This is a genomic window from Citrobacter sp. RHBSTW-00570 (genome assembly GCF_013739755.1).
GTDB classification, from domain to species: Bacteria; Pseudomonadota; Gammaproteobacteria; order Enterobacterales; family Enterobacteriaceae; genus Citrobacter; species Citrobacter braakii.
The window spans coordinates 4,155,937-4,173,405 of sequence record NZ_CP056399.1 but is presented as its reverse complement, the minus strand read 5'-3'; the positions used below and the strand labels follow the sequence as shown (position 1 = coordinate 4,173,405).

The window sequence follows — 17,469 nt, the reverse complement described above, 5'->3', positions numbered from 1 at the left end:
ATGGCTGATTACCAGGGTAAAAAAGTCGTCATTATCGGTCTGGGTTTGACCGGGCTGTCCTGCGTGGATTTCTTCCTGGCGCGTGGCGTGACGCCGCGCGTAATGGATACCCGCGCGACGCCGCCGGGCCTGGACAAATTACCGGAAGCGGTTGAGCGTCATGTTGGCAGCCTGAATGATGACTGGCTGCTGGCCGCTGATCTTATTGTCGCCAGCCCTGGTATTGCCCTGGCGCATCCTTCGTTGAGCGCCGCCGCCGATGCGGGAATTGAAATTGTCGGCGACATTGAGCTGTTCTGTCGCGAAGCACAGGCACCGATCGTCGCGATCACCGGTTCCAACGGGAAAAGCACAGTCACTACGCTGGTAGGTGAGATGGCGAAAGCGGCCGGTGTGAACGTGGGGGTTGGCGGTAATATTGGCCTGCCCGCGCTGATGCTGCTGGATGACGAACGTGAGCTGTATGTTCTGGAATTGTCGAGCTTCCAACTGGAAACGACCTCAAGCTTACAAGCCGTAGCCGCTACCATTTTGAACGTCACCGAAGACCATATGGACAGATATCCGTTTGGCTTGCAGCAGTACCGTGCGGCCAAACTGCGCGTCTATGAAAACGCGAAAGTGTGTGTGGTCAACGCTGATGATGCGCTGACCATGCCGGTTCGCGGGGCGGATGAGCGTTGCGTGAGCTTTGGCATCAACATGGGTGACTATCACCTGAACCGTCAGCAGGGCGAAACCTGGCTGCGAGTTAAGGGTGAAAAAGTTCTTAACGTGAAAGAGATGACGCTTTCCGGTCAGCATAACTATACCAACGCCCTGGCTGCGCTGGCGCTGGCGGATGCCGCAGGTCTGCCGCGGGCGTCGAGCCTGAAAGCGCTCACCACGTTTACCGGTCTGGCGCACCGTTTCCAGACTGTGCTTGAGCACAACGGCGTGCGCTGGATTAACGATTCTAAAGCCACCAATGTCGGCAGCACTGAAGCCGCGCTGAATGGCCTGCACGTTGACGGTACGTTGCACCTGTTGCTGGGGGGAGACGGGAAATCCGCTGACTTTACGCCGCTGCAACGATACCTGACCGGCGACAACATTCGTCTGTATTGCTTTGGTCGCGATGGCGCGCAGCTTGCTGCTCTGCGACCTGACGTTACGGAACAAACTGAAACCATGGAGCAGGCAATGCGTCTGCTCGCACCGCGCGTGAAGTCGGGCGATATGGTGCTGCTGTCGCCCGCCTGCGCCAGCCTCGACCAGTTCAAGAACTTTGAGCAACGCGGTGACGTCTTTACCCGCCTGGCGAAGGAGTTGGGTTGATGCGCTTATCTCTCCCTCGTCTGAGAATGCCGCGCTTACCGGGACTGGGTGTCCTGGCGTGGGTCTTCGCGGCACTTAAAGGCTGGGTGATGGCTTCGCGTGATAAAGACGCGGACAGCCTGATTATGTATGACCGCATGCTGCTGTGGTTGACCTTTGGTCTGGCAGCGATCGGTTTTGTGATGGTGACATCGGCATCGATGCCCGTAGGACAACGTCTGGCGGGCGATCCTTTCCTGTTTGCTAAGCGTGATGCACTGTACATCTTCCTCGCCTTCTGTCTGGCGATGGTGACGCTGCGTCTGCCGATGGAGTTCTGGCAAAAGTACAGTACGACGATGCTGATAGCCTCGATCATCATGCTGCTGATTGTGCTGGTGGTGGGTAGCTCCGTTAACGGGGCGTCGCGCTGGATTGCGCTGGGGCCGCTGCGTATTCAGCCTGCGGAATTTACCAAGCTGTCGCTGTTCTGTTACCTCGCCAACTACCTGGTGCGTAAAGTTGATGAAGTGCGTAACAACCTGCGCGGTTTCTTAAAACCGATGGGCGTGATCCTGGTGCTGGCTATTTTACTGCTGGCACAGCCTGACCTTGGTACGGTGGTAGTGCTGTTTGTCACTACCCTGGCGATGCTGTTTCTCGCCGGAGCGAAACTGTGGCAGTTCATTGCCATTATCGGCATGGGGATTTCAGCGGTCGTGCTGCTGATCCTTGCCGAACCGTATCGTATTCGCCGCGTAACCTCCTTCTGGAACCCATGGGAAGATCCGTTCGGCAGTGGCTACCAGCTGACGCAATCCCTGATGGCATTTGGTCGCGGTGAGGTTTGGGGGCAGGGCTTAGGTAATTCAGTCCAAAAACTGGAGTATTTACCAGAAGCGCACACCGACTTCATCTTCGCCATCATTGGGGAAGAGCTGGGTTATATCGGTGTGGTATTGGCACTTTTAATGGTATTCTTCGTCGCTTTTCGCGCGATGTCGATTGGCCGTAAGGCGTTGGAAATTGACCACCGTTTTTCAGGCTTTTTAGCCTGCTCAATCGGGATCTGGTTTAGCTTCCAGGCACTGGTAAACGTCGGTGCGGCGGCGGGTATGCTGCCAACCAAAGGTCTGACGCTGCCGCTGATCAGTTATGGTGGTTCAAGTTTGTTGATTATGTCGACGGCCATCATGTTTTTGTTACGTATTGATTATGAAACGCGTCTGGAAAAAGCCCAGGCGTTTACACGAGGTGCACGATGAGTGGTCAACCGAAGCGGTTAATGGTGATGGCAGGCGGTACCGGCGGGCATGTGTTCCCGGGGCTGGCGGTCGCGCACCATTTAATGGCCCAGGGCTGGCAGGTTCGTTGGCTGGGCACCGCCGATCGTATGGAAGCGGACTTAGTGCCGAAACACGGCATTGAAATTGACTTTATTCGTATCTCCGGTTTGCGTGGTAAAGGCGTCAATGCGCTGCTTGCCGCACCTGTGCGTATTTTTAATGCCTGGCGTCAGGCGCGCGCCATCATGAAGCAGTTTAAACCCGATGTGGTGCTGGGTATGGGCGGCTACGTGTCTGGCCCTGGCGGTCTGGCGGCCTGGTCATTAGGTATTCCGGTTGTACTGCATGAGCAGAACGGCATTGCGGGATTAACTAACAAATGGCTGGCGAAGATTGCCACTACGGTGATGCAGGCTTTTCCTGGTGCTTTCCCGAATGCGGAAGTGGTAGGTAACCCGGTGCGCACTGACGTGCTGGCGCTGCCGTTGCCAAAAGCGCGTCTGGCCGGGCGTGAAGGTCCGGTTCGTGTATTGGTCGTCGGGGGATCTCAGGGCGCACGCGTACTGAACCAGACGATGCCGCAGGTTGCCGCAAAGCTTGGCGGCGCGGTGACTATCTGGCATCAGAGCGGCAAAGGCGCGCAGCAGACCGTTGAACAGGCGTATGCCGACGCGGGACAACCGCAGCACAAGGTTACTGAGTTTATTGATGATATGGCAGCGGCCTACGCGTGGGCTGATGTCGTGGTTTGTCGCTCAGGCGCGCTGACGGTGAGCGAAATTGCCGCCGCAGGTTTGCCTGCGCTGTTTGTGCCGTTCCAGCACAAAGACAGACAGCAGTATTGGAATGCGCTGCCGCTGGAGAAAGAGGGCGCCGCCAAAATTCTGGAGCAGCCGCAGTTTACTGTGGAGGCCGTCGCCAGCACCCTTGCCGGGTGGTCGCGAGAAACGTTATTAACCATGGCAGAACGTGCGCGCGCCGCATCCATACCGGATGCCACAGAGCGCGTTGCAAATGAAGTGAGCCGGGCTGCCCGGGCGTAATTGTGGTGATGCCTTTTGCATCGCATGAACTAAGAAGTTAATGGCTAAAGAATGAATACACAACAACTGGCAAAACTGCGTTCCATCGTGCCCGAAATGCGTCGCGTTCGGCACATTCACTTTGTCGGCATCGGTGGTGCTGGTATGGGCGGTATTGCCGAAGTTTTGGCCAATGAAGGTTATCAGATCAGCGGTTCTGACTTAGCGCCGAATCCTGTGACGCAGCAGTTGACGAATCTGGGTGCCACGATTTTCTTCAACCATCGCCCGGAAAACGTGCGCGATGCGAGCGTGGTGGTGGTATCCAGCGCTATTTCTGCGGATAACCCGGAAATTGTTGCAGCGCATGAAGCACGTATTCCGGTGATTCGTCGTGCTGAAATGCTGGCGGAGTTAATGCGTTTTCGTCACGGTATTGCTATTGCCGGGACGCACGGTAAAACCACGACCACGGCAATGGTCTCCAGCATCTACGCGGAAGCGGGTCTGGATCCCACTTTTGTCAACGGCGGTCTGGTGAAGGCTGCAGGCGTGCATGCGCGCCTGGGTCATAGCCGTTATTTGATTGCTGAAGCGGACGAGAGCGACGCGTCGTTCCTGCATTTGCAGCCAATGGTGGCGATTGTCACCAATATCGAAGCCGACCACATGGATACCTACCATGGCGACTTCGAAAATTTAAAGCAGACGTTTATTAATTTCCTGCATAACTTGCCGTTTTATGGTCGTGCGGTGATGTGCGTTGACGATCCGGTTATCCGCGAACTGTTACCGCGAGTTGGCCGTCAAACCACAACCTATGGTTTCAGTGATGATGCCGATGTGCGCGTTGAAGATTACCAGCAGATTGGTCCACAAGGACACTTCACGCTGGTGCGTCAGGGGATAGCCGATTTACGTGTTACGTTAAACGCGCCGGGTCGTCACAATGCACTGAACGCGGCGGCGGCAGTGGCGGTCGCGACGGAAGAAGGTATTGAAGACGACGCTATTCTGCGCGCGCTGGAAAGTTTCCAGGGTACCGGACGTCGTTTTGACTTCCTCGGCGAATTCCCGCTTGAGCCGGTGAACGGTAAAGCCGGGACCGCGATGCTGGTTGATGATTATGGCCACCACCCAACGGAAGTGGACGCTACGATTAAAGCCGCGCGCGCGGGTTGGCCGGACAAAAACCTGGTGATGCTGTTCCAGCCGCACCGGTTTACGCGTACTCGCGATCTGTACGACGACTTTGCCAACGTGCTTACCCAGGTCGATGCGCTGTTGATGCTGGATGTGTATGCCGCGGGCGAAGCCGCGATTCCGGGGGCCGACAGCCGCTCGTTGTGCCGTACGATTCGTGGCCGCGGTAAGATCGATCCGATTCTGGTATCCGATCCGGCCCAGGTGGCAGAAATGCTGGCACCCGTATTAACCGGCAACGATCTGATTTTGGTGCAGGGCGCTGGAAATATCGGCAAAATCGCGCGTTCCTTAGCTGAAATCAAACTGAAGCCGCAAAACCCGGAGGAAGAACAACATGGCTGATAAAATCGCGGTCCTGTTAGGGGGAACCTCCGCTGAACGTGAAGTATCGCTGAATTCAGGCGCGGCCGTATTGGCAGGGTTACGCGAAGGTGGTGTAGATGCCCATCCGATTGACCCTAAAGAGGTCGATGTCACTCTTTTGAAATCTATGGGGTTTCAGAAGGTGTTTATTGCGCTGCATGGTCGTGGCGGTGAAGATGGCACATTGCAGGGCATGCTGGAGCTGATTGGCCTGCCGTATACCGGCAGCGGCGTCATGGCTTCCGCGATTTCCATGGACAAACTGCGCAGCAAGCTGCTGTGGCAGGGCGCAGGTTTACCCGTCGCCCCATGGGTTGCGCTGACCCGCGCTGAGTTCGAAAAAGGTCTTAGCGATGAAGCAGTTACAAAAATTTCTGCGTTAGGCTTGCCGCTGATTGTAAAGCCAAGCCGTGAAGGTTCCAGCGTAGGGATGTCAAAAGTTGAAGAAGAAAATGCTTTGCAGGGTGCATTAGCATTGGCTTTTCAGCATGATGAAGAAGTACTGATTGAAAAATGGCTCAGTGGCCCGGAATTTACAGTTGCGATACTTGGCGAAGAAATTTTACCGTCAATACGTATCCAACCCGCGGGAACCTTCTATGATTATGAGGCGAAGTATCTCTCTGATGAGACACAATATTTCTGCCCTGCTGGTCTGGAAGTCGAACAAGAAGCCTTTTTACAGGAATTAGTCCTGAAAGCGTGGACTGCATTGGGCTGTAAAGGTTGGGGTCGCATTGACGTCATGCTGGACAGCGATGGCCAGTTTTATCTGCTGGAAGCGAATACCTCTCCGGGTATGACCAGCCACAGCCTGGTGCCGATGGCGGCGCGTCAGGCGGGCCTGAGCTTCTCGCAGTTGGTGGTAAGAATTCTGGAGTTGGCGGACTGATATGTCGCAGGCTGCGCTGAACACGCGAAACGGTGATGAAGAAGAAGTAAACTCCTCACGCCGCAATAATGGAACGCGTCTTGCAGGAATACTGTTCCTGCTGACAGTGCTGTGCACCGTGTTTGTCAGCGGCTGGGTAGTGTTGGGATGGATGGAAGATGCGCAGCGCCTGCCATTGTCAAAACTGGTGTTAACCGGTGAACGGCATTACACGCGCAATGATGATATCCGTCAGTCCATCCTGGCGCTGGGCGCTCCGGGAACATTTATGACTCAGGATGTGAACATCATCCAGAGCCAGATTGAACGCCTCCCCTGGATCAAACAGGCGAGCGTCAGAAAGCAATGGCCTGATGAATTGAAGATTCATCTGGTTGAATATGTGCCAATAGCGCGTTGGAATGACCAACATATGGTGGATGCTGAAGGAAATACCTTCAGTGTCCCAACCGGTCGGGCTAATAAGCAGGTATTACCTATGTTGTACGGACCGGAAGGCAGCGCAAGTGAAGTGCTGCAAGGGTTCCGCGATATGGGGCAGGTGCTGGCTAAGGACAGATTCACCCTGAAGGAAGCGGCAATGACCGCTCGTCGTTCCTGGCAGTTGACGCTGAATAACGATATTAAGCTGAATCTGGGCAGGGGCGATACGATAAAACGTTTGGCTCGCTTTGTGGAACTCTACCCGGTTTTACAGCAGCAGGCGCAAACCGATGGCAAACGGATTAGCTACGTTGATTTGCGTTATGACTCAGGAGCGGCAGTAGGCTGGGTTCCCTTGCCTCCTGAGGAATCTAATCAGCAACAGAATCAGGCACAGGCAGAACAACAATGATCAAGGCGACGGACAGAAAACTGGTAGTTGGACTGGAGATTGGCACCGCGAAGGTAGCCGCTTTAGTAGGGGAAGTTCTGCCCGACGGTATGGTCAATATCATTGGCGTGGGCAGTTGCCCATCGCGAGGTATGGATAAAGGCGGGGTGAATGACCTTGAGTCAGTGGTGAAGTGCGTACAGCGCGCCATTGACCAGGCTGAACTGATGGCAGATTGCCAGATCTCTTCAGTGTATCTGGCGCTTTCCGGTAAACATATTAGCTGTCAGAATGAAATTGGTATGGTGCCCATTTCCGAAGAGGAAGTGACGCAGGAAGATGTGGAAAACGTGGTACATACGGCAAAATCCGTACGCGTTCGCGATGAACATCGTGTTCTGCACGTCATCCCGCAGGAATACGCCATCGACTACCAGGAAGGTATCAAAAATCCGGTCGGTCTTTCCGGTGTGCGTATGCAGGCAAAAGTCCATCTTATTACCTGCCACAACGACATGGCGAAGAATATTGTCAAAGCCGTTGAACGTTGTGGTCTGAAAGTTGACCAACTGATTTTTGCCGGGTTGGCAGCCAGTTATTCCGTATTGACGGAAGATGAACGTGAACTGGGTGTCTGCGTGGTGGATATTGGTGGTGGTACAATGGACATCGCCGTTTATACTGGCGGGGCGTTGCGCCACACTAAAGTTATCCCTTATGCAGGGAATGTCGTGACCAGCGATATCGCGTATGCCTTTGGTACGCCGCCGAGCGATGCTGAAGCCATCAAAGTGCGTCATGGCTGCGCACTGGGTTCCATCGTGGGTAAAGACGAGAGCGTTGAAGTGCCAAGCGTTGGTGGTCGTCCGCCGCGTAGCCTGCAACGTCAGACTCTGGCAGAGGTCATTGAGCCGCGTTATACCGAGCTGCTCAACCTGGTCAACGAAGAAATTTTGCAATTACAAGAACAGCTTCGCCAGCAGGGTGTGAAACATCATCTGGCGGCGGGGATTGTGTTAACCGGCGGTGCTGCGCAAATTGAAGGTCTTGCGGCCTGCGCACAGCGCGTGTTCCATACACAAGTACGTATTGGCGCACCGCTGAATATTACCGGTCTGACGGATTATGCCCAGGAGCCGTATTATTCAACGGCGGTGGGGCTGCTGCACTACGGGAAAGAATCCCATTTAAGTGGTGAGGCTGAAGTAGAAAAGCGCGTAACTGCCTCGGTCGGATCGTGGATCAAGCGACTGAATAGCTGGTTACGTAAAGAGTTTTAATTTTTAAAGAGACCGACGCAAATTAACGGTCTCAGGCGACAGGCACTACACAAAGTCATTCAAGTTGCATCGCGGCGGCAACTGAGCGAATCTCCTGGAGCATAGTTTACTATGTCACGGGAGTGAGTGAAGGCAGCCAACAAAGAGGCGGCTTGAAGGATGAAGTGTAAAACGGAGAGAGAAACTATGTTTGAACCTATGGAACTAACCAACGACGCGGTGATTAAAGTCATCGGCGTCGGTGGCGGCGGCGGTAATGCCGTTGAACACATGGTGCGTGAGCGCATCGAAGGTGTTGAATTCTTCGCGGTGAATACCGACGCTCAGGCGTTGCGTAAAACGGCGGTTGGACAGACCATTCAGATTGGTAGCGGCATCACCAAAGGTCTGGGCGCGGGTGCAAACCCGGAAGTCGGTCGTAATGCGGCAGACGAAGATCGCGAAGCTCTGCGCGCAGCGCTTGACGGCGCAGACATGGTGTTTATCGCAGCTGGCATGGGCGGCGGTACCGGTACCGGTGCAGCGCCAGTGGTAGCTGAAGTCGCAAAAGATTTAGGTATCCTGACCGTTGCTGTCGTGACTAAGCCTTTCAACTTTGAAGGCAAGAAGCGTATGGCATTCGCGGAGCAGGGTATCACCGAGCTGTCCAAACACGTGGACTCTCTGATCACTATCCCGAACGACAAGCTGCTGAAAGTACTGGGCCGTGGTATCTCCCTGCTGGATGCATTTGGCGCAGCGAACGACGTGCTGAAAGGCGCAGTCCAGGGTATCGCTGAACTGATTACTCGTCCGGGCCTGATGAACGTCGACTTTGCAGACGTACGCACCGTGATGTCCGAAATGGGCTACGCGATGATGGGTTCTGGCGTGGCGAGCGGTGAAGACCGTGCAGAAGAAGCGGCTGAAATGGCTATCTCTTCTCCGCTGCTGGAAGATATCGATCTGTCCGGCGCACGCGGAGTGCTGGTTAACATTACTGCGGGCTTCGACCTGCGTCTGGATGAGTTCGAAACCGTGGGTAACACGATTCGTGCCTTTGCATCGGATAACGCAACTGTGGTTATCGGTACCTCTCTGGACCCGGATATGAACGACGAACTGCGCGTGACCGTTGTTGCGACTGGAATTGGTATGGACAAGCGTCCTGAAATCACTCTGGTGACCAACAAACAGGTACAGCAGCCGGTAATGGATCGTTACCAGCAGCACGGCATGGCGCCGTTGACGCAAGAGCAGAAACCGGTAGCGAAAGTGGTTAACGACAATACGCCGCAAACCACGAAAGAGCCGGATTATCTGGATATCCCTGCATTCCTGCGTAAGCAAGCTGATTAAGAATTAGCTGGAATTTGGGAATTGTGGCTCTTTGTGCTAAACTGGCCCACCGAATGTATAGTACACTTCGGTTGGATAGGTAATTTGGCGAGATTATACGATGATCAAACAAAGGACTCTTAAACGTATCGTTCAGGCGACTGGCGTCGGTTTGCATACCGGCAAAAAAGTCACCCTGACATTACGCCCTGCGCCGGCCAACACCGGGGTCATCTATCGTCGCACCGACTTGAATCCTCCGGTAGATTTCCCGGCCGATGCCAAATCTGTGCGTGATACCATGCTCTGTACGTGTCTGGTCAATGAGCATGATGTGCGGATTTCAACCGTAGAGCACCTTAATGCTGCTCTGGCGGGCTTAGGTATCGATAACATCGTTATTGAAGTCAACGCCCCGGAAATCCCGATTATGGATGGCAGTGCCGCTCCGTTCGTTTACCTGCTGCTTGATGCAGGTATTGAAGAACTGAGCAGCGCCAAAAAATTTGTTCGCATCAAAGAGACCGTTCGTGTCGAAGATGGCGATAAGTGGGCTGAGTTTAAGCCGTATAATGGTTTTACGTTGGATTTCACCATCGACTTTAACCATCCGGCGATCGACTCCAGCACGCAGCGCTACGCGATGAACTTCTCTGCGGATGCGTTCATGCGCCAGATCAGCCGCGCGCGTACTTTCGGCTTCATGCGTGATATCGAATATCTGCAGTCCCGCGGCCTGTGCCTGGGCGGCAGCTTCGATTGTGCCATCGTTGTTGACGATTATCGCGTATTGAACGAAGACGGCCTGCGTTTTGAAGACGAATTCGTTCGTCACAAAATGCTCGACGCGATTGGTGACTTGTTCATGTGTGGTCACAACATTATTGGTGCATTCACCGCGTATAAATCCGGTCATGCACTGAATAACAAACTATTGCAGGCAGTCCTGGCAAAACAGGAAGCCTGGGAATATGTGACCTTCCAGGACGATGCAGAACTGCCGTTGGCGTTCAAAGCACCTTCGACTGTACTGGCATAACGACATACGCTGTCGCATAAATTCGACTGGTAAATCTGGCACTCTCTCCGGCCAGGTGAGCCAGTCGTTTTTTATCTTTCGATTGCAAAACCACCTTATCTGAAGCGACTTTTTCCCCACCAACAGATTAAAACACCGTTCGATCGCTGCTTTCTTAAGCATATTTACCCGCGACTTGCTGTCATTACTGCTGTGGAGCGTACGCTTTAATGGTAATATTTATGCGCAAAAAAATGGTTTTGCATTTGTAACCCCAAACGCAGGGTATATCAGGTGGCAATAACGTGAGTGGAATACTGACGCGTTGGCGACAGTTAGGCAGACGGTACTTCTGGCCGCATCTCCTGTTGGGGATGGTCGCGGCTAGTTTTGGCCTGCCTGCGCTCGGTAATGCTGCTGAACCTAATACTCCCGCGAAGGCGACCGCCAGCAATCACGATCAATCTGCCAAAGTTAACTTTAGCCAGCTTGCTTTGCTGGAGGCGACCAATCGCCGCCCGAATTTTACCGTTGACTACTGGCATCAGCATGCCATTCGTACGGTCATTCGCCATCTTTCTTTTGCCATGGCTCCTCAGGCGCTGCCTGTTGCCGAAGAGCCGTTGCCAATCCAGGCGCACCATCTTGCGTTACTGAATACGCTCAGCGCGATGCTGACGCAAGAAGGCAGACCGCCCGCGACCGTGAGTCGCGTGACATATGCCCATTTTACCTCTCAGGCCGCATTTAGCGTTCCGGTCTGGATCAGCCAGCTGCAGGGTATCCGTGCTGGCCCTCAACGCCTCAGCTAAAAAAGAACCTTCCAACTTATAATTTTTGACTCCGCACCGCGGGGCGTTTGAGATTTTATTATGCTAATCAAATTATTAACAAAAGTATTCGGTAGCCGTAACGAGCGTACGCTGCGTCGTATGCGTAAAGTGGTCAATGTCATCAATGCAATGGAACCGGAGATGGAAAAACTCTCCGATGATGAACTGAAAGCGAAGACCGCTGAATTCCGCGCCCGTCTGGAAAAAGGCGCCAGCGTTGAAAGCCTGATCCCGGAAGCGTTCGCGGTGGTCCGCGAAGCGAGTAAGCGTGTGTTCGGCATGCGTCATTTCGACGTACAGCTGCTGGGTGGTATGGTGCTTAACGATCGCTGCATCGCGGAAATGCGTACCGGTGAAGGTAAAACCCTGACCGCAACGCTGCCAGCCTACCTCAACGCCTTAAGCGGGAAAGGTGTACACGTGGTTACCGTGAACGACTACCTGGCTCAGCGTGACGCCGAAAATAACCGCCCGCTGTTTGAATTCCTCGGCATGACCGTGGGTATCAACATGTCTGGCCTGCCTGCGCCAGCCAAGCGTGAAGCCTACAATGCCGATATTACTTACGGTACCAACAACGAATACGGCTTTGACTACCTGCGCGACAACATGGCGTTTAGCCCGGAAGAGCGCGTTCAGCGTAAACTGCACTATGCGCTGGTCGATGAAGTCGACTCCATCCTGATCGATGAAGCGCGTACGCCGCTGATCATTTCCGGTCCGGCTGAAGACAGCTCGGAAATGTATAAAAAAGTGAATAAAATCATCCCGCACCTGATTCGTCAGGAGAAGGACGATTCCGACACGTTCCAGGGGGAAGGCCACTTCTCTGTTGATGAGAAAGCGCGCCAGGTCAACCTGACCGAACGTGGTCTGGTACTGATTGAAGAGCTGTTGGTTAACGAAGGCATTATGGATGAGGGCGAGTCGCTGTACTCTCCGGGCAACATTATGCTGATGCACCACGTGACTGCTGCACTGCGCGCGCACGTGTTGTTTACCCGCGACGTTGACTATATCGTGAAAGACGGCGAAGTTATCATCGTTGACGAACACACCGGTCGTACTATGCAGGGCCGCCGCTGGTCCGATGGTCTGCACCAGGCTGTTGAAGCCAAAGAAGGCGTAGATATCCAAAACGAGAACCAGACGCTGGCATCTATTACCTTCCAGAACTACTTCCGTTTGTACGAAAAACTGGCTGGTATGACCGGTACAGCAGACACTGAAGCCTTTGAATTCAGCTCCATCTACAAACTGGATACCGTGGTTGTGCCGACCAACCGCCCGATGATCCGTAAGGATTTACCGGATCTGGTGTACATGACTGAAGCGGAAAAAATTCAGGCGATCATTGAAGATATTAAAGAGCGTACCGCAAATGGCCAGCCGGTGCTGGTTGGTACTATCTCTATTGAAAAATCGGAAGTGGTTTCTAATGAGCTGAACAAGGCGGGTATCAAACACAACGTTCTGAACGCCAAGTTCCACGCCAACGAAGCCGCAATCGTCGCCCAGGCGGGTTATCCGTCCGCCGTGACTATCGCGACAAACATGGCGGGTCGTGGTACCGATATCGTGCTGGGTGGTAGCTGGCAGGCGGAAATTGCCGAGCTGGAGGACCCGACTCCAGAACAAATCGCGCAGATCAAAGCCGAGTGGCAGGTTCGCCATGATGCGGTGTTAGCTGCAGGCGGTTTACATATTATCGGTACCGAGCGTCACGAATCTCGTCGTATAGATAACCAGCTGCGTGGTCGTTCTGGTCGTCAGGGGGATGCGGGGTCTTCTCGTTTCTATCTGTCGATGGAAGATGCGCTGATGCGTATTTTTGCTTCTGACCGCGTGTCCGGCATGATGCGTAAACTGGGCATGAAGCCTGGTGAAGCAATTGAACACCCGTGGGTGACTAAAGCGATTGCAAACGCGCAGCGTAAAGTAGAAAGCCGCAACTTCGATATTCGTAAGCAATTGCTGGAATATGATGACGTTGCCAATGACCAGCGTCGCGCAATCTACACCCAGCGTAACGAACTGCTGGACGTCACTGACGTTAGCGAAACCATTAATAGCATCCGTGAGGATGTCTTCAAAGCGACAATTGATGCCTATATTCCACCGCAGTCTCTGGAAGAAATGTGGGATATCCCGGGTCTGCAGGAACGTCTGAAAAACGACTTCGATCTGGAAATGCCTATTTCAGAGTGGCTGGATAAAGAGCCTGAGCTGCATGAGGAAACGCTGCGCGAACGTATTCTGGCAAACGCCATCGAAGTTTATCAGCGTAAAGAAGAAGTTGTGGGCGCGGAGATGATGCGTCACTTCGAAAAAGGCGTGATGCTGCAAACTCTCGATTCTCTGTGGAAAGAGCACCTTGCGGCGATGGATTACCTGCGTCAGGGTATTCACCTGCGTGGTTATGCGCAAAAAGATCCGAAGCAGGAATACAAGCGTGAATCCTTCTCTATGTTTGCATCAATGCTGGAATCACTGAAGTACGAAGTGATCAGTACCCTGAGCAAAGTTCAGGTACGTATGCCTGAAGAAGTAGAAGCGATGGAGCAGCAACGTCGTGAAGACGCTGAACGTTTAGCGCAGATGCAGCAGTTGAGCCATAAAGGTGACGATTCTGCCGCGGCAGAAGAGCTGGCAGCACAAACTGGCGATCGTAAAGTGGGTCGTAACGATCCGTGTCCTTGCGGTTCCGGGAAAAAGTACAAACAGTGTCATGGCCGCCTGAGTTAAGAAAATAACTTACTGAAAAGGCGCAGAATTCTGCGCCTTTTTTATGGACGATAAAGATGAAAATACTGCAGATCGCCGTCGGGATTATTCGCAACCAGCACCATGAAATTTTTATAACCCAGCGTGCGGCTGATGCCCACATGGCAAATAAGCTGGAGTTCCCCGGCGGGAAAATTGAAGCGGGCGAAACGCCGGAGCAGGCGCTGATTCGCGAGTTACAGGAAGAAGTAGGCATTACGCCGACTCAAAGCTCACTGTTCGAAAAGCTGGAGTACCAGTTTCCGGACCGGCATATCACTCTGTGGTTCTGGCTGGTTGAAAGCTGGGAAGGCGAACCGTGGGGGAAAGAGGGGCAACCGGCGCAGTGGATTGCGCAAGATGCTCTGAATGCAGAAGATTTTCCGCCTGCGAATGCGCCGGTAATTGAAAAGCTGATTGCTGGATAAAGGTGTTCGTAGGCCGGATTAGGCAACCCCACCATCCGGCAAATTAGGGCGGGGTCGCTACGCTTGCCCGCCCTACGTTTTAGCTGAATTACTTCTGCTCTTCACTCCAGTCGTCGTTTTCCGACAGATCACCAGAGCTTGGGATACGTTTCTCTTCTGCGGCCCACTCACCCAGATCGATTAACTGGCAGCGCTTGCTGCAGAATGGGCGAAACGGGCTGACTTCACCCCACACTACGGGTTTGCCGCAGGTTGGGCAGTTGACGATGGTTTGTTCAGACATGTTGACTCCTTAACAGCACGCCAGATCAAAATCGAGACGCTCAGGCACCTGGCCATTCTCGCTATCCAGCGGCATAAAGCGAATAGCAAAGCGGCTCTTATGACCAGAAATTTGCGGATAAAGCTGCGAATCAAGCGGCAGCTGCAAGCGAAGCAGATCGGCATCTTCGCCGTTGTCCTGATAAAAACCATTCAAGCTGGTTTGCTTACGGAATGGCGCAGAGTTGCGAATTAAATCCAGCACCAGCGACAGTGCCTGATTGAGCGGATTCAGACTTGCAAGCCATGTTTCAACCTGCGCGTCGCGATGCGACTGCGGTAGATGTAACCAAATATGCAGGGTCGGCAGATCGAAGCTACAGCATCCGCCAGGAATGCTTAAACGCTGACGTACAAGGCCAATCAGACGATCTTCGCGCAGCGTCTGTCCAATACGCGGAGCCGAAATCAGAATGCTGCCCGCGCTTTTTAACTGCTGGCGCAATGCGTCGATCCTGTTTTGATCGACGCCGGGAACTTCAACCCAGGCCTGGAGTTTACGCTGTTGTCTTTCCAGCTCTTTGAGGAGTTCGGTACGGACTTCGCCGCGTTCAAATACATCCAGTAAGTCTCCGATGTTGCGGAAAAAATGCAGTGCGCCTGCATGGTCCGCTATGGGTACATTAACGGAGAGCTGTTGGATTAAAAACTCTATGCGCAGCCATGTACGCATCTTCTCATTGAGAGGGTGTTCAAAAAGGACCTGGGTGTGCATTACGGTTTTTCCTGTGAGACAAACTGCAACGCGCATTGCAAATAGAGCGCGTGCAGGCGGGCGACATCCGAGGCGATGGCCTCCGGTGCGCCATTATTATCAATAACATCGTCTGCCACGGCCAGACGCGCTTCGCGCGTTGCCTGGGCAGCAAGAATTTGTTCAACATGCTCACGCGTGACGTCATCGCGCTGCATAGTGCGTCTGAGCTGTGTCTCGGGGGTAACATCCACCACGAGTACGCGGTTGGCTTTTTTATACAGCGAATTTTCCACCAGCAAAGGTACAACCCACAACAGATAAGGGGAGGTTGCTTGCTGAAACTGGCGCTGCGTTTCCTGCTGAATAAGCGGATGGAGCAAGGCATTCAGCCAGCTTTTCTCCTCAGGACTGGAAAAAATGCGTTCGCGTAAAATGCGTCGCTGCAACGATCCGTCGGTAGCTATAACTTCGGTACCAAAATGTTCTTCGATCGCCTTAAGGGCTGGGGTACCGGGTTCAACCACCTGGCGCGCAATAATATCTGCATCAATGACGTTTATTCCGAGGTCAGCGAACGCATTTGCAACGGTACTTTTACCACTGCCAATGCCGCCGGTTAAGGCTACCGTATACCTCATAGATGCAGATCCTGGAGTTTAAGTTTGATTATCAAACAGTTAAAAGTTAAGCGTGCGACGGCGAGGCTGCTGCAGGATTAACCTACTATTCGCCAGGTAAATTTATGGGATTGTAGCGTAAAAAAAGAGAATTTCGCAGTCTTGCGCGGCATTGATTAGTGCGTATGATAGCGTCACTGGAGTTGTGAGTTTCGATTTTTCGCCATTAACCCCAGGAATCCGCACATGCGTATCGAAGAAGATCTGAAGTTAGGTTTCAAAGACGTTCTTATCCGCCCTAAGCGTTCTACTCTCAAAAGCCGTTCCGATGTTGAGCTGGAACGTCAATTTACCTTTAAGCACTCAGGTCAGACCTGGTCCGGCGTACCGATTATTGCCGCGAACATGGACACTGTCGGGACGTTTGCCATGGCAACGGCGCTGGCATCCTTCGACATCCTGACTGCGGTGCACAAACACTATTCTGTTGAAGACTGGACTGCTTTCATCGCAGAGAGCTCTGCTGATGTGCTCAAACACGTAATGGTTTCAACCGGCACCTCTGATGCAGATTTCGAAAAAACCAAACAGATTCTGGCGCTCAACCCGGCGCTGAACTTTATCTGCATTGATGTGGCAAATGGCTACTCAGAGCATTTTGTTCAGTTTGTGTCGAAAGCGCGTGAAGCATGGCCGACAAAAACAATTTGTGCGGGCAATGTGGTTACTGGAGAAATGTGTGAAGAGCTGGTACTTTCCGGCGCGGACATTGTTAAAGTCGGCATTGGCCCGGGTTCTGTATGTACCACACGTGTAAAAACCGGCGTTGGCTACCCACAGCTTTCTGCGGTTATTGAATGTGCCGATGCAGCTCACGGTCTGGGCGGCATGATTGTCAGTGACGGCGGCTGCACAATGCCGGGTGACGTGGCAAAAGCGTTCGGCGGTGGCGCGGACTTCGTTATGCTCGGCGGTATGTTGGCCGGTCATGAAGAAAGCGGCGGCAAAATTGTTGAAGAGAACGGTGAGAAATTCATGCTGTTCTACGGCATGAGCTCTGAATCAGCCATGACGCGTCACGTCGGTGGTGTTGCACAATACCGCGCTGCGGAAGGTAAAACAGTTAAGTTGCCTCTGCGTGGCCCGGTTGATAATACTGCACGCGATATCCTTGGCGGCCTGCGTTCTGCCTGTACCTATGTCGGTGCATCTCGCCTGAAAGAACTGACCAAACGTACAACGTTTATTCGTGTACAGGAACAAGAAAACCGCGTTTTCAATAGCCTGTAAGAACAGGTAGTACTATGACATGCCGG

General features: G+C 53.2%; 16 protein-coding genes. 13 read left to right on the top strand and 3 right to left on the bottom strand.

The genetic code is table 11. The annotated features are described in order from the left end of the window. The 12 genes from murD to mutT all read left to right on the top strand — a co-directional run bounded on the left by murD (position 1) and on the right by mutT (position 14,518). On the top strand, positions 1 to 1,317 hold the full coding sequence (gene murD, locus HV237_RS19855) for a UDP-N-acetylmuramoyl-L-alanine--D-glutamate ligase (protein ID WP_016151695.1): 1,317 nt from the start codon (positions 1 to 3) through the stop codon (positions 1,315 to 1,317). Next, positions 1,317 to 2,561 (top strand): cell division protein FtsW, encoded by a 1,245-nt coding sequence (ftsW, locus tag HV237_RS19850; RefSeq protein WP_016155689.1) that lies wholly within the window; start codon positions 1,317 to 1,319, stop codon positions 2,559 to 2,561. The genes murD and ftsW overlap by 1 nt, the downstream gene beginning before the upstream one ends. Next, complete coding sequence (gene murG / locus HV237_RS19845) at positions 2,558 to 3,625, top strand: undecaprenyldiphospho-muramoylpentapeptide beta-N-acetylglucosaminyltransferase (RefSeq protein WP_047358329.1); 1,068 nt, start codon at positions 2,558 to 2,560, stop codon at positions 3,623 to 3,625. The genes ftsW and murG overlap by 4 nt, the downstream gene beginning before the upstream one ends. A gap of 51 nt (positions 3,626 to 3,676) precedes the next feature. Further along, positions 3,677 to 5,152 (top strand): UDP-N-acetylmuramate--L-alanine ligase, encoded by a 1,476-nt coding sequence (murC, locus tag HV237_RS19840; RefSeq protein ID WP_046275372.1) that lies wholly within the window; start codon positions 3,677 to 3,679, stop codon positions 5,150 to 5,152. Next, positions 5,145 to 6,065 (top strand): D-alanine--D-alanine ligase, encoded by a 921-nt coding sequence (locus HV237_RS19835; protein WP_046275371.1) that lies wholly within the window; start codon positions 5,145 to 5,147, stop codon positions 6,063 to 6,065. The genes murC and HV237_RS19835 overlap by 8 nt, the downstream gene beginning before the upstream one ends. A gap of 1 nt (position 6,066) precedes the next feature. Next, positions 6,067 to 6,900: a cell division protein FtsQ gene (ftsQ, locus tag HV237_RS19830; RefSeq protein WP_003018758.1), complete on the top strand. Its 834-nt coding sequence runs from the start codon at positions 6,067 to 6,069 to the stop codon at positions 6,898 to 6,900. Then, positions 6,897 to 8,159 carry a cell division protein FtsA gene (gene ftsA / locus HV237_RS19825; protein ID WP_003018755.1) on the top strand — a complete coding sequence of 421 codons (1,263 nt, stop codon included), beginning with the start codon at positions 6,897 to 6,899 and terminating at the stop codon, positions 8,157 to 8,159. The genes ftsQ and ftsA overlap by 4 nt, the downstream gene beginning before the upstream one ends. Before the next feature lie 186 nt (positions 8,160 to 8,345). After that, positions 8,346 to 9,497, top strand: a complete 1,152-nt coding sequence (gene ftsZ, locus HV237_RS19820) for a cell division protein FtsZ (protein ID WP_003018753.1) — start codon at positions 8,346 to 8,348, stop codon at positions 9,495 to 9,497. A gap of 100 nt (positions 9,498 to 9,597) precedes the next feature. Continuing rightward, positions 9,598 to 10,515 (top strand): UDP-3-O-acyl-N-acetylglucosamine deacetylase, encoded by a 918-nt coding sequence (gene lpxC, locus HV237_RS19815; protein ID WP_006686706.1) that lies wholly within the window; start codon positions 9,598 to 9,600, stop codon positions 10,513 to 10,515. Positions 10,516 to 10,799: 284 nt separating this feature from the next. Next, positions 10,800 to 11,306, top strand: coding sequence for a secA translation cis-regulator SecM (gene secM / locus HV237_RS19810; RefSeq protein ID WP_029139762.1), 507 nt, complete (start codon positions 10,800 to 10,802; stop codon positions 11,304 to 11,306). 60 nt (positions 11,307 to 11,366) lie between these two features. Next, the gene (secA, locus tag HV237_RS19805; protein ID WP_016151702.1) at positions 11,367 to 14,072 is read left to right on the top strand and encodes a preprotein translocase subunit SecA; all 2,706 of its coding nucleotides are present in this window, start codon (positions 11,367 to 11,369) and stop codon (positions 14,070 to 14,072) included. A 56-nt stretch (positions 14,073 to 14,128) separates the two neighbouring features. After that, entirely contained in the window at positions 14,129 to 14,518 is a 390-nt protein-coding gene (gene mutT, locus HV237_RS19800; RefSeq protein WP_046275370.1) for an 8-oxo-dGTP diphosphatase MutT, read from the top strand. Positions 14,519 to 14,606: 88 nt separating this feature from the next. Here mutT and yacG read toward each other — a convergent pair whose 3' ends face one another. Genes yacG through coaE form a run of 3 tightly spaced genes read right to left on the bottom strand, consistent with a single transcriptional unit; the run spans position 14,607 to position 16,174 of the window. After that, complete coding sequence (yacG, locus tag HV237_RS19795) at positions 14,607 to 14,801, bottom strand: DNA gyrase inhibitor YacG (protein ID WP_016151704.1); 195 nt, start codon at positions 14,799 to 14,801, stop codon at positions 14,607 to 14,609. 9 nt (positions 14,802 to 14,810) lie between these two features. After that, entirely contained in the window at positions 14,811 to 15,554 is a 744-nt protein-coding gene (gene zapD, locus HV237_RS19790; RefSeq protein WP_016151705.1) for a cell division protein ZapD, read from the bottom strand. Then, positions 15,554 to 16,174 carry a dephospho-CoA kinase gene (coaE, locus tag HV237_RS19785; RefSeq protein WP_046275369.1) on the bottom strand — a complete coding sequence of 207 codons (621 nt, stop codon included), beginning with the start codon at positions 16,172 to 16,174 and terminating at the stop codon, positions 15,554 to 15,556. Before coaE ends, zapD begins: the two co-directional genes overlap by 1 nt. Before the next feature lie 225 nt (positions 16,175 to 16,399). Here coaE and HV237_RS19780 point away from each other — a divergent pair, with 225 nt between their 5' ends. After that, complete coding sequence (locus tag HV237_RS19780) at positions 16,400 to 17,443, top strand: GMP reductase (protein WP_019078378.1); 1,044 nt, start codon at positions 16,400 to 16,402, stop codon at positions 17,441 to 17,443. The last annotated feature ends 26 nt before the right edge of the window (positions 17,444 to 17,469 follow it).